Source organism: Shinella lacus, from assembly GCF_010994755.1.
Taxonomy (GTDB): Bacteria; Pseudomonadota; Alphaproteobacteria; order Rhizobiales; family Rhizobiaceae; genus Shinella; species Shinella lacus.
The window spans coordinates 25484-38138 of record NZ_WHSB02000025.1; the positions used below are offsets into that span (position 1 = coordinate 25484).

The following is a 12655-nucleotide window of genomic DNA, read 5'->3' on the forward strand; positions in this document are numbered from 1 at the left end:
CGGTGATTTCCTGTGGTCCGGTCTTCGACGTCCCGCATAAAGCTCAAAAACTGACGACGGCCTCCAGGCCGAGGCCGCGGATTTCTCCCACGGGTTTTGCCGCCGGATCGGTGGCGGCGCGGGGCGCAAGGCGGATGGTTTTCAGGGCGCCGGGCGCCAGGTGGAACCAGTTGTCCGATGACACGAAGCCTTCGGCCTCGATTGCGATGGACTGGGCGAAACGATCCGCCGAAACATCCAGAACCCAGCCTTCCGCATCCTGCCGCAGCGCCGCCGTCGCGGCAGCGGAAAACAGGGCCTCCGCCCGGTCGCGCGGGAAATGAAACGCTTCCGAAACAACCGTTCCATCGGCATCGCTTAGCCGTCCGACGGTCACGTCGTGGGAGGGCGGGCCGAAGCGGAAGGCATAGGTCGTGTCGAAGAAGGCGCCGAAGAGGTCGGTTGCTGGCAGCGTTTCGGCCGAATGCGGGGCAAGCGTGATCGCGCGCCGTCCGCTGACGACAGCCTGGCGGCCATGGCGCAGGCAGGAAAGCTCCAGCACAAGATGTTTTTCATCCGCACTGTCGTTGATGACGTGCACGTCCAGCCCGTTGGTGCCCTCGTCGGAAAGCACGACCTGCACCGGACGGAAGGCGCGGCGCAGCGCATGCCAGGCGGATTTCGGTAGGCCGGTTACATCCACGATGCCCCAGCCGGCGCCGGGCAGCAGGTCCTGGAAGGTCCAGACCAGCGCGCCGTTGCAGGTGGATTGCGACCGGCGCCATTCGGCAAAGGTCGCCTCAATGACCTCGGCCACGACGGCGCGTGAGAGATCGAGATAGCGGGCGGGGTCCTCTCGGCGCAGGCGCGCCGGGTCATGGCCGTAGAGCAGGCCGAGATAGTGGTCGCGCACATCCTCGAAATCCCATGAGGCACCCCGGTCGCGCGGCACGCGGGCCTTCCAGCGCGGATCGTGCACGGCGGGCACGGGCAAATGGGCGTCGAGCGTCTGCTGCTCCGGCACATTGGCGAAGGCGAGGCTTTCGGCGGAGAAGCGCACTTCTGCGCGCCGCGCATCCTCCAGCGGCCGGCAATAGGCGCCGACGCCGTAATAATGCGTCACGCCGGCATTCGGCGAAAAAGGCATCGCGCCGCCGCTCGGCGAGTTTTCGACATAGGGCACGTCGGGGCGATGCTTGACCACCAGCGAGGGCAGGATTTCGCGGGTCAGCGGCCCGGCCCACGACGCTTCCGGCAGGCCGAGCATCGCCGCCTGCTGGTCGATCTCGCTGCCGCCGCACAGCACGGCGAGCGATGGCGACGCGGCGGTCGCGTCGAGTAACTGGGATACCTCCTTGCGCACGTTCTCCATAAAGGCGGGATCGTTTGCCGGGTAATCGAAATTGGCGAACTGGAAATCCTGCCAGACCATCAGCCCGAGTTCGTCGCACAGCGCAAAGAAGGCCGGCGTCTCATAGGCCATGGTGCCGCCAATGCGCAGCATGTTCATGTTGGCGTCCGCGGCAAGTTTCAGCAGCGGTTCGTAGCGCTCGCGATTACCGGGAAGATCGACGATATCGGTGGTCGTCCAAACGGCGCCGCGGCAGAAGACTTTTACGCCGTTGACGAGGAGCGCAAAATCCCGCCCATCCGAGCCGCGGTCGATTGCGATGCGGCGGAAGCCGGTGCGGCCGATCGTGTGGCGCATGCCGTCCGCGACGAGGGAGACGTCATGCAGAACGGGCTTGCCATGCGTGCGCGGCCACCAGGCTGCGACGTCGGGAATCGTGAGGCTGGCGCTGAAAACGCCTTCGCCATCGGGCACGGCGACAGCAGTTTCGCCCGCGCATTCCACCGTCGGCGGCGTGGCGTTGTCGAAGCTGAAGCGAACGTCGAGCCGCCCGGTGCCATCCTCATCGAGCCGCGCGGAAATCCGGATATCAGCAGGAACGGCGGGCGTGGGCCGCGAGAGGCGCACGGGACGCCAGGGGCCGGCTGCATGAACTTCGGGGCACCAGCCCGGCATGCGGCCCAGCAGCGTGGTGCGCACGAGGCGCAGGCCCTGCGGCGTGATCATCTGCGGCCGCCAGCGGGCGCGGGGGGCGCGTTTCTCCAGATGCGGTTTCAGCGCGCGGAAGCAGAGGGCAAGGCGGTCGTTGCCGGTGAGCGTGACGGGCAGGTCGTGACGGACGAACATGCTGTCGGAGGACAGCACCAGCGCATCGTTCCACCAGACTTCGGCGATCGTGGCGAGGCCGTCGAAATGCAGGACAGCCGCTCCCGGTGCCTCGGCGAGGTCGAGCACATACCAGGCGTCGAGATGATCGAGCGGCGCGGGTGCCGTCCGGTCGAAGCGGCCGGCGCGTTCCAGCGCACCGGCGACGGTGCCGGGTACGGGAGCATCGATGACATCGGAAAAGGCTTCGAGCGCCGCAGGCTCCGCGGCGGCGCCGGCGGGCGTCAGGATCATGCGCCAGCCGCTCGAAAGATCGTTTCCGGTCAAGGACATCCTCCGTCAGCAGATGCGGGCGGCAAGCGTCGCCATCAGCCTGTCCCAGGCTTCGATCGCCGGATCGAGCGCGGTTGCCAGCGGTTCGAACTTGCGGCGGGTCACGGCGCGGGCGATCTGGAACTGCACGGATTTCGCCGTCTCGGATATTTTCCGCGCGGCCTCGGCGGCCTCAGTGAGGCTGCCATCGGGCGCGATCCAGTCGAGGTGGCTGCCGGCAAGCTCGAAATTCGCGCCGAGCTGGCGCAGCGTGTTGAAGGCGTATTTGTGGAAGAAGCCGAAGGGGCGATCCGCCACCGCTTCCACCTGGTGCGGGAAGACGCTCGCGAAAGCCGCGACCGGGTTTGCCGCCGGGCGCCGGGCGAAATGGACGGCGAGCAGGCGCCTGGCTTCACGGCGGAGATGCGCCTCGTCAGGCCGTTTGTCCGGGAATTTGGCGAATTCCGTATAGGGCAGGAAGGGCAGCTCGTCCGGGCCGTCGTTCAAATGGAACAGGCCGTCGAAATCCGCACCCTCCAGCCGGAAGAAGCCGGCATTGTGGAAATAGTCGAGCCGCTTGTTCTCAAGGTCCAGCCGGTTGATCGCCACCGTCGTCTTGCCATGCTCCTGGCCATAGGCGACGCCGCGGGTATCGGGCATGTAAAAACTGTCCATCTCGACGAGGCAGAGGCGGCCGCGCGCGATCTGGGTCGCGACGTGTGTCTCAACCCTGTCGAAGATGGCGAGTTCCGTCGCGCGGATGCCGTAGAGGCTTTCGAGGTCTTCCAGCGGCACCTTGAAGAAGGTGAACTGGTCGCCCTCGAAGTCCTGGGTCACGGAAAACCCGAGCATCGCCTCCGGCGTGGTGCCGAAGGCGTTCAGCACCTCGATCCAGAGATCGACATAGCAGTTGGTCTCCGGCCACATGCGCTCCGCATCGTGCAGCGCGTGCGGCCGGTAGGTCTCGGGATCGGCCCCGGCGAAGACGGCGGCCATGCTCAGTCCTGGTATCCCAGCACCTTGCGGACCTCGGCCGGCCAAAGGGCGATATCGAGGCCATGGCGGGCGAAGAGCGCGAGCGCGATGCGTTCCAGGCCGAAGCCGACGCAGGCGGTGTGCGCGACGTCGCCGTTTTCGAGGTTCAGGCCCCACTTGGCGCCAAATGCGTCCTGATGGTAGTTGAAGCTCATGCAGGCCGTCGGCTTGGCGGCTGACGTCACGGGGATCAGCAGCTCGAACTTCAGGTTCTGGTCGCGCTGGTTGTTGGCGAGCATGCGGCCGGCGCGGCCGAAGAACGGGTCGTTCGCGACATCCATCGTCACGTCGAGGCCGACCTTGGCCATCATTTCGAGGCCACGGTCCATCCAGGTCTGGCGGAACTCCGTCACATGATCCTGCGTGCCCATGCAGACATATTCGCGCATGCGGAAAAGCTGCTGGCGGGCCGGATCGTTCGAGGGCTCGTGGCGGAAGCAGTAGGATTGCAGGTCGTAGAGGCCACCCTTAGCCGGCAAACGGCCGCGCTTGGCGATCGTCGGATAAAGCGGATAGCAGGCGGCCGGCGTCAGCACGATATCGGTCGGCTTCTGATCCTTCATCCAGTCGCCGCCGACTTCCATGCATTGCAGCAGGCTCATATGGTCGAGTTCGCCGCCGCAGAAGCTGTGCACGGTGCCGGCGAGCTGCGGAAAGCTCTTCATGTAGCCGGACGTCTCGAAATGCGCGCGGTTCATGCCCGGCGGAAAGCGCATGGCCTCCGCGCCGTCGGCGCCGCCATAGGCATCGATCAGCCGCTCGAAGCGGGCGATGACGTCCTCGAAGGCGCCGCTGCGGCCATAGAGGCCTTCCACGCCGGTATCGATGAGCAGGCCGGTTGAGAAGAGCCTGTCGAGAAGAGAGGTTTGCATGTCCATCGGTTTCACCCCGTCAGGCTGGTGTCTTGTTTGTGAACGAGCAGCAGGTTCGACGTATTGCCGAGAATGCGGTCGTTGGAGATCATGAGCTGGGCCGAATGCGCATCGCGCAGGTGCCGGCCGAGGCTGAAGGGCGTACCGTTTTTGTAGCCCATGATGCCGCAGATCAGCATCGCCTGGTTGATGATCGTGAGGACCGTTTCCGAAGAGGCGATCTTCACGTTGTTCATCGCCACCGCAAAGCCCATGGAGGACAGCTTGTCCGGATCGGCCTTGGCGGCTTCATATTCCTTGAGCCCGGCGATCGTGTTCGACTTGACGAGCTGGAGCAGGTTCGAGGCTTCCGCAAGGCGTAATGCGCCGGGCGGTGCCACACCGGGGCTCTTGCGGGCGGCGGCACGCACGAAGGCCTGAGCGCGGGCGACGGCGTTGACCGCGATGCCGTACCACACACCGCTCCACAACAGGTGCGATGTGGCGAGCATCGACTGCGCGGCGATCTCGGCAAAGGGTTTGGGAAGGATCTGTTCTTTCGGCGCCTCGCCCTTGAACAGCCAGCCGTCCGAGCAGGTGCCGCGCATGCCGAGCGTGTCCCAGACATGGGTCTGCTCCAGCGTATACTGGTCCTTCGTGAAGACGGTCATGACCTGATCGGTCGAGGCGGCGTCGGCATGGGCGCGCGACGTGATGAGGATCGCGTCGGCATGTGCACCATAGGAGATGACGGTCGCGTCCTTGGTGAGCCGGCAGGTGTCGCCGTCTATCTCGATGGCGCAGATGCTGTTGCGCAGATTGCCGCCGATGCCGCCTTCGGTCGTCGCCGAGGCGAGCAGCAGCTGTTCGTCCGCGACGCGGCGCATGAAGGCGGAATGCCAGGCGCTGTCGGCGCCATGCGTGACGAGGCTCGAAAGCTTGATGTGGTGCATGGCGAAAACCATGGCGGCGGCCGAGCAGCTCTGGCCGAGAAGCGAACAGGCCTCGGCGATCTCGGAGACGCTCGCATCCTCGCCGCCGAGGCTGGTAGGGATCTGGATCGACAGCAGCCGTTCGGCGATCATCGCGTCGACGGCTTCCCGCGGGAAGCGGCCCCTGGCGTCCACGTCGTCGGCATGCACTGCGGCCACGGCGGAGACCCGCTGGGCGCGTTCCGCGAAGCTCGTACCGACGGTCATGGTCATTCGGCGGCCTCCGCGCTGCCGGTCAGGCCTTCGACCGCCCGCGTGATCGCGGCGATGCTCTGGAAGGACTTGCGGTTCAGGAGATTGTCGGGGAACTCGACGTCGAAGGCTTCCTCGATGCCGAGCATCACCTGCACGGAAGCGAAGGAGGAAAGGCCGGCCGCATAGAGATCGGAATCTTCCGCAAGCTGATCGACCGGAACCGGGAGGGCGCCGTGTTTTGCCAGGATGTCACGGATCTTCTGCTTCATGTCGCTTTCTCCATCGTTTTCATGTGCCGGCCGGACAGCGGGCTCTTGGCGTATTCTTCCCAAAAGGCATAACCGACGGTTGATAATATCGGCTGAAAGGACATGGATAAGATTTCGTGAAGCGCGCCGGAGGGCTGCATCAAGGTGAGGCGACCCATTGTGAAGCTTCATGAAGGAAGATCGAAGAGCCCCGGTTTTGCAGTGCATTGCGCGGGAGGGGCGGTGTTCTAGAACGGCACGCTTCGGCGCTGTTGAAGCTCTGTTAGCCATAATCGCAAAGCGTGTGGGACAAGGCGAAATTCAGGCTGGCGGAATGGGTCAGGGCAGCGCAGGGCAGCTTCCGGGCTTGGCCGGCAGTTCGCCGCCGGCGACAAGGGCCGCAAGCTGCGGACGGTCGCCGTCGGCGGTCGGCTGGATGTTGAGCGGCTCGGTGGCCGGCCACCAGTCGCCGCCGGCCCAATAGGTCCAGCCGGTCCAGACGTCCTGTTCCTTGCCGACAAGCGCCGTCATTCGGGCAAGGCCATCCAGGCAGGTCTGGTCGGCCGAGCCGCCGAACTCGCCGAGGAAGCCGCGCTTGCCGTTGCGCTTCAGCCAGTCCGTAAAGCGCTCCAGCGCTTTCACGGCATCGTCGGCGCGTTCGCAGGTCGTTGCTTTTCCGGAAAAGTCGCCGTCCAGGTACTGGTGCACCTCGTAGGCGTGGTTATCAGCCGGGTCCGCGATGCCAAGCATGACGGTGCCGTTCGCGCCGCCCTCGCGCTCTTCCTCCCAGCTGTGTGCGCCGGTCCAGGCCGTGCCGGGCACCAGCACGAGGTTTTTCGCGCCTGTCTCGCGGATGGCGGCGACGGCGGCATTGGCGGAGGCGAGCCATTGCGTGGCCGGCACGTCGTGCGGTTCGTTCATCAGGCCGAACTGCACGCCGTCGTCATCCTTGTAGTCCTCGGCAAGCCGCTGCCAGAAATCGGCAAACGCGCTGTCCGGCACCTCGGTCGAGCCGATCTGCTTGTCGCCGTAATAAGCATAGTTGTGCGGGTCGAGGATGACGGTCATGCCGGCAGCGCGCAGGGCCTTCACAGTGCCGGCCAGCCGCTTGCGCTCCGCCTTGTCGAAGCCGCGGTTGAGGCGCGGTTGCAGCCGTTCCCACTTGAAGGGCAGGCGCACCGCATTGAATCCTTTGCCGGCGAAATAGGCGATCGTCTCCTTCGAGGGATAGGTATAGTCCTTGTCGAAGGTGCCGCGCCCCTCGCCGAATTCGGCGCCGGCGAGATTGACGCCGCGCAGGCAGCCCGCGCTCGCCGTAACGGGAACCGCTATCGCCACCATGGCCGCCACCGCCCGAAAAAATATTACCGCGCCGGATGAGGATCGCATGCCTTGTCTCCGTGCCGGCTGTCGCACCGGTTCGTCCCGCGATAGGGCGTTGCGCCCATTCGCGCCGATCAAGACTCCGACGATCTTAAGGCAGCGTTAAGGCAGCGCTTCTTTGGCGAACAGGATTAAGAGATTGCAAGCGCTGGTCCACCCGGCTAGAGGCGAAGGCAATGCCCGCTGGCCTCTCCCGGTCCGACAACAGGTCCCGTTTCATGACTGCGTCCGAACAATCCGCTCCTCATTCCGCCGGCACCCGCCATCCGCTGCGGGTGCTGTTTTCTCTCGTGCGCGAAGAGAAGGGCCGCGTGGTGCGGGCGGTCGCCTCGTCGATCATCAACAAGATCTTCGATGTCATGCCGGAAATCCTGATCGGCATCGCGCTCGACGTGGTGGTGCGCGGCAAGGATTCCTTCGTGGCGCAGGTCGGCATCACCGATCCGGTGCACCAGCTCACTTTGCTCGGCATCGCGACCTTCCTCATCTGGTTCGGCGAATCCCTCTTCGAATATTTCTACCAGATCCTCTGGCGCGGCCTGGCGCAGGACGTGCAGCACCGCCTGCGCATCCTCTGTTATGACCACGCCCAGCACCTTCCGACGAGTTTTTATGAGGAAAACCGCTCCGGCGATCTCGTCGCGGTGCTGAACGACGACATCAACCAGCTCGAACGGTTTCTGGATCGCGGCGCCAACGAGCTGATCCAGACCTTCGCCGCCGTCATTCTCGTCGGCGCGGTGTTCTTCATCGTCAGCCCGTTGATCGCGGTCATCGCCTTCACGCCTGTGCCGGCGATCATTGCCGGCGCCTTCTGGTTCCAGCGCCGCGCGCAGGCCCGCTATGACGCGGTGCGGGCGCGGGCGGGCGGTCTGGGCGCGCGGCTCACGACCAACCTGCAAGGCCTCCAGACCATTCGCGCCTTCGGGGCCGAGGCGCGCGAGACGGCGGCGCTGACCAAGGAAAGTTTGGGCTATGTCGAGGCGAACCGGGCGGCGATCCGCGTCTCCTCCGCCTTCATCCCGATCATCCGCATGGCGATCCTGTCGGGTTTTCTCGCCACGTTCCTCATCGGCGGCTGGCTGACGCTGACCGGCCAGATGCAGGTCGGCGCCTACGGCCTGCTCGTCTTCCTGACGCAGCGCCTGCTCTGGCCGATGACGGGCCTTGCCGAGATCGCCGACCTCTACGAGCGTGCCATGGCCTCGACGCGCCGCATCCTGCGCCTGCTTGACGAGCCGCGCGGCGAACCGCACGGCACCCATGAGGCCAAGGTCTCCGGCCGCTTCGAGATCGACCATGTCGGCTTCCGCTACGCGACAAGCCCCGGCGGCGTGACCGACATCAACCTCGCCATAAGGGCGGGCGAGACGGTCGCGCTGGTCGGCCCGACCGGCAGCGGCAAGTCGACGCTCATCAAACTGCTCGGCCTCTTTATCCGTCCGCAGAAGGGCCGCATCCTGCTCGACAATGTGCCGCTCGCCGACTGGTCGGGCGAGTGTCTGAGGAAGAACATGGCCTGGGTGCCGCAGGAGGTGACGCTGTTTTCCGGCTCGATCGCCGACAACATCGCCTATGGCCGGCCGGGTGCCAGCCGCGACGAGATCGAGGCGGCCGCGCGCATGGCGGAGGCCGATGGCTTCATCCGCGAGCTGCCGGACGGTTATGAAAGCCAGATCGGCGAATACGGCCAAAAACTCTCCGGCGGCCAGCGCCAGCGCATCGCGCTTGCTCGCGCACTGCTGATCGACCCCGCGATCCTCATCCTCGACGAGGCGACGAGCGCGGTGGACAACGAGACGGAAGCGGCGATCCAGCGCTCGCTGGCGAAAATGAAGGGCAAGCGCACCGTGATCCTCGTCGCCCACCGGCTCAGCACGGTCGTGCATGCCGATGCGATCCATGTGATGGAGGCGGGGCGGATCATCCAGTCCGGGTCGCATGACAGGCTGGTGGAGTGCCCGGGGCTTTACCGCACGCTGTGGAATATCCAGACGGGGCATGCGGAGATGAACGAGACGGTCTGAATTCTCAAGGACAGACCCGCTCATCCGCCCTTCGGGCACCTTCTCCCTGCTGGGGAGAAGGGGGTTGCTCAGTCCTCCCTCACCATCCGCCTGTTGAAGGAAAGCCGGTGCAACATTTCTTCTCCCCAGCGGGGAGAAGGTGCCCGAAGGGCGGATGAGGGGGCTGGACGCCCAATCTTCAGTGCGCCTCGTCCCAATTGTGCGCGGCCCGCGCATCCACCTTCAGCGGCACCTTCATCGAGAGCGCCGGCATGGATGCATTCTCCATGATGTCGACGATGAGCGGGATCGCTTTCTCCACTTCGCCGTCCTCGACCTCGAAGATCAGTTCGTCATGCACCTGCAGCAGCATGCGGGCGGAGAGGCCGGCTTCTTCCAGCGCCGGTTCGATCTTGATCATGGCGCGGCGGATGATGTCGGCGGCGGAGCCTTGGATCGGCGCGTTGATCGAGGCGCGTTCGTTGAAGGCGCGCACCGACGGGTTGGACGACTTGATTTCCGGGTAATGCGCGCGGCGGCCGAAGATGGTTTCGACATAGCCGTTCTCGCGGGCAAAGGCCTTGGTGGAATCCATGTAGTCCTTGATGCCCGGGAAGCGCTCGAAATATTTCCTGATGTAGTCGCCGGCTTCCGAACGCTCGATGGAGAGCTGGTTGGCGAGGCCGAAGGCGGAGATGCCGTAGATGATGCCGAAGTTGATCGCCTTGGCGCGGCGGCGCACTTCCGACGGCATGCCTTCCACCGGCACGCCGAACATTTCGGACGCCGTCATCGCGTGGATGTCGACGCCGTCGGCAAAGGCCTGTTTCAGCTGCGGGATGTCGGCGACATGGGCGAGCACGCGCAGCTCGATCTGGCTGTAGTCGGCCGAGACCAGCTTGTTGCCGGGCGTCGAGATGAAGGCCGTGCGGATCTTGCGGCCTTCCGCCGTGCGCACCGGAATGTTTTGCAGGTTCGGGTCGGAGGAGGAAAGGCGGCCGGTCGTCGTGGCGGCGAGCGCGTAGGACGTGTGCACGCGTTTCGTCTCCGGATGCACGAAGCCGGGTAGCGCGTCGGTATAGGTGGATTTCAGCTTGGTGAGCTGGCGCCAGTCGACGATTTTCCGGGGCAGCGGAAGGCCCTGCGCGGCGAGGTCCTCCAGCACCTGCGCGGAGGTCGACCATTGGCCGGTCTTGGTCTTCGAGGCGCCGGGCAGGCCCATCTTGCCGAACAGGATATCGCCGAGCTGCTTCGGCGAGCCGATGTTGAAGCGCTCGCCGGCAAGCTCGTAGATTTCCTCTTCGAGGCCGGCGGCACCCTGCGCCAGTTCGCCGGAAAGGCGCGAGAGCACCTGCCGGTCGATGGTGATGCCGCGCTCTTCCATGCGCGCGAGCACCGGCACCAGCGGGCGCTCCAGCCGCTCATAGACGGTGGTCATGCGATTGGCGGCAAGCCGAGGCTTCAGCACATGCCAGAGCCGCAGCGTCACGTCGGCATCTTCCGCCGCATAGGCCGTGGCGCGGGAGATATCGACCATGTCGAAGGTCTGCGCGCCCTTGCCGGAGCCGGCGACGTCTTTATAGGAGATCGGCTTGTGTCCGAGCCAGCGCTCGGACAGCGTGTCCATGCCGTGCGTGCCGGCGCCCGCGTCGAGCGCATAGGACATCAGCATCGTATCGTCGAAACCTTGCACGGTGATGCCGTGGCGGCGCATGACGAGATAGTCGTATTTGAGGTTCTGCGCGACCTTCAGGACGGAAGGGTCTTCCAGCAGGCCTTTCAGCCTTTCCAGCGCGGTGCGGATCGGGATCTGCCCCTCGGCAAGCCCGCCGCCCAGAAGGTCGCCGACGCCGGTCTTGTGGTTCAGCGGCACGTAGCAGGCGCGGATGGTGGTGCCCGTCGGGTCTTTGGCATTGCTCGCGATCGCCAGCGAGAAGCCGCAAAGCTCCGCCTGCATGGGATCGAGCGAGGTCGTCTCCGTGTCGAAGCCGACAAGGCCGGTCTCGCGGGCATCCGCAATCCAGCGGTCGAGCGCATCCAGGTCGCGCACCGTCTCGTAGGTGGAATGGTCGATCGGCGCGGCTGAGAAGCGCTCCGCCCGGGCTCTCGCGAGTGCGGCCGGCGTGGCGTCGCCGGGGCTGGCTGTGGGCAGCAGCGTGGAGGCCGCCTCCGCCGCCGTCTCGCCGCCGTCGAGCACGAGCGCGGGACCGGCCACCTCGCCCTTGTCGAGGTCCGGGCCGCGCGCTTCCGCGCCCCATTCGACGGGAACGTCAGCGGCGTCGATGGCGCCGGCATCGCAGTTGCAGGCTTCGGCGACGCGCCGCGTCAGCGTGGTGAATTCCATGGCCTTGAGGAAGGCGATCAGCTTCGGCCCGTCCTGCGGATGCAGCACCAGCTCGTCCAGCACCGTGTCGAGCGGCGTGTCGGTCTTGAGCGTCACAAGCTGGCGGGAAAGCAGCACGAGCTCGCGGTTCGCCACGATGTTCTCGCGGCGCTTGACCTGCTTGATCTCGTCCGCGCGGGCGAGCAGCGTATCGAGGTCGCCATACTCTTCGAGAAGCTGCGCGGCGGTCTTGGGGCCGATGCCGGGAACGCCCGGCACGTTGTCGGTGCTGTCCCCGGTCAGCGACTGGAGGTCGATCATCTTTTCCGGCGGCACGCCCCATTTCTCGATGACCTCGGGAATGGAGATCTGCTTGTCCTTCATGCTGTCATACATCGAGACATTGGCCGTCACGAGCTGCATGAGGTCCTTGTCGGAGGAGACGATGGTGACGTCGGCACCGTCGGCTTCCGCAAGGCGGGCATAGGTGGCGATCAGGTCGTCCGCCTCATAGCCTTCCTTCTCGATGCAGGGCAGGTTGAAGGCGCGGGTCGCATGGCGGATCAGGCCGAACTGCGGGATCAGGTCTTCCGGCGGCGCGGTGCGGTTCGCCTTGTAGAGATCGTAGAGCTCGTTGCGGAAGGTCTTCGAGGAATAGTCGAAGATGACGGCAAAATGGGTCGGCGTCACGCCCACGTCGGTGTTGCGCGCATCCTTGAGCAGCTTCCACAGCATGTTGCAGAAACCGGAGACGGCATTGACCGGCAACCCGTCCGATTTGCGGTTGAGCGGCGGGATGGCGTGGAAGGCGCGGAAGATGAAGCCGGAGCCGTCGACGAGGAAGAGATGATCACCTTTTTTCATGGGGTGAATGGATAGCGCGGGCGGCTTTCCGCGTCTATCTCTCATTGCGGTTTCCGGGGCGTTTCAAGGCGTCGGAAAGGGTCACGCGAACGTTACCAATTTGTAATTTTCGCTGCCGCCTGAAACCCTTGAAAAGCCACATTCGGACCCACAAATATTATCCAACGGCACCTGATCAAGCCGTTGTCTGGCAACCGGCCTGTCCCCCGCCGCGCCAGACAAAGGACAAAGGCCTTATCCCCCTCTCCGGGCCTTTGTCCATCATTCGAAGAAGCCGCCGCGACAAGCCTC

8 protein-coding genes are annotated in these 12655 nt (G+C 65.1%); 1 reads left to right on the forward strand and 7 read right to left on the reverse strand.

All coding sequences use genetic code 11. The features are described from left to right. Positions 1-43: 43 nt before the first annotated feature. The 6 genes from GB927_RS32815 to GB927_RS32840 form a co-directional block, all read right to left on the reverse strand. Positions 44-2449: a glycoside hydrolase family 2 protein gene (locus GB927_RS32815; RefSeq protein WP_256121376.1), complete on the reverse strand. Its 2406-nt coding sequence runs from the start codon at positions 2447-2449 to the stop codon at positions 44-46. Positions 2450-2494: 45 nt separating this feature from the next. Then, the gene (locus GB927_RS32820) at positions 2495-3463 is read right to left on the reverse strand and encodes a DUF1839 family protein (protein ID WP_256121358.1); all 969 of its coding nucleotides are present in this window, start codon (positions 3461-3463) and stop codon (positions 2495-2497) included. A 2-nt stretch (positions 3464-3465) separates the two neighbouring features. After that, entirely contained in the window at positions 3466-4380 is a 915-nt protein-coding gene (locus tag GB927_RS32825; protein ID WP_256121359.1) for an amino acid--[acyl-carrier-protein] ligase, read from the reverse strand. A 5-nt stretch (positions 4381-4385) separates the two neighbouring features. Further along, positions 4386-5558: an acyl-CoA dehydrogenase family protein gene (locus GB927_RS32830; protein ID WP_256121360.1), complete on the reverse strand. Its 1173-nt coding sequence runs from the start codon at positions 5556-5558 to the stop codon at positions 4386-4388. Beyond that, the gene (locus GB927_RS32835; RefSeq protein ID WP_256121361.1) at positions 5555-5809 is read right to left on the reverse strand and encodes an acyl carrier protein; all 255 of its coding nucleotides are present in this window, start codon (positions 5807-5809) and stop codon (positions 5555-5557) included. The genes GB927_RS32830 and GB927_RS32835 overlap by 4 nt, the downstream gene beginning before the upstream one ends. A 318-nt stretch (positions 5810-6127) precedes the next feature. Then, the gene (locus GB927_RS32840; protein ID WP_256121362.1) at positions 6128-7129 is read right to left on the reverse strand and encodes a glycoside hydrolase family 5 protein; all 1002 of its coding nucleotides are present in this window, start codon (positions 7127-7129) and stop codon (positions 6128-6130) included. Between the two features lie 260 nt (positions 7130-7389). Between GB927_RS32840 and GB927_RS32845 the strand changes: the two genes are divergently transcribed. Then, on the forward strand, positions 7390-9198 hold the full coding sequence (locus GB927_RS32845) for an ABC transporter ATP-binding protein (protein WP_256121363.1): 1809 nt from the start codon (positions 7390-7392) through the stop codon (positions 9196-9198). Between the two features lie 178 nt (positions 9199-9376). On the opposite strand, the gene polA is transcribed toward GB927_RS32845, so the two are convergent. Next, positions 9377-12364 carry a DNA polymerase I gene (gene polA / locus GB927_RS32850; RefSeq protein ID WP_256121364.1) on the reverse strand — a complete coding sequence of 996 codons (2988 nt, stop codon included), beginning with the start codon at positions 12362-12364 and terminating at the stop codon, positions 9377-9379. Positions 12365-12655: the final 291 nt, after the last annotated feature.

Bases quoted from the DNA above. Each gene is read 5' to 3' on its own strand.
- GB927_RS32835 (WP_256121361.1), bottom strand. From the start codon at position 5,809: ATGAAGCAGAAGATCCGTGACATCCTGGCAAAACACGGCGCCCTCCCG.
- polA (WP_256121364.1), bottom strand. From the start codon at position 12,364: ATGAAAAAAGGTGATCATCTCTTCCTCGTCGACGGCTCCGGCTTCATC.
- GB927_RS32830 (WP_256121360.1), bottom strand. From the start codon at position 5,558: ATGACCATGACCGTCGGTACGAGCTTCGCGGAACGCGCCCAGCGGGTC.
- GB927_RS32825 (WP_256121359.1), bottom strand. From the start codon at position 4,380: ATGGACATGCAAACCTCTCTTCTCGACAGGCTCTTCTCAACCGGCCTG.
- GB927_RS32845 (WP_256121363.1), top strand. From the start codon at position 7,390: ATGACTGCGTCCGAACAATCCGCTCCTCATTCCGCCGGCACCCGCCAT.
- GB927_RS32815 (WP_256121376.1), bottom strand. From the start codon at position 2,449: ATGATCCTGACGCCCGCCGGCGCCGCCGCGGAGCCTGCGGCGCTCGAA.
- GB927_RS32840 (WP_256121362.1), bottom strand. From the start codon at position 7,129: ATGGTGGCGATAGCGGTTCCCGTTACGGCGAGCGCGGGCTGCCTGCGC.
- GB927_RS32820 (WP_256121358.1), bottom strand. From the start codon at position 3,463: ATGGCCGCCGTCTTCGCCGGGGCCGATCCCGAGACCTACCGGCCGCAC.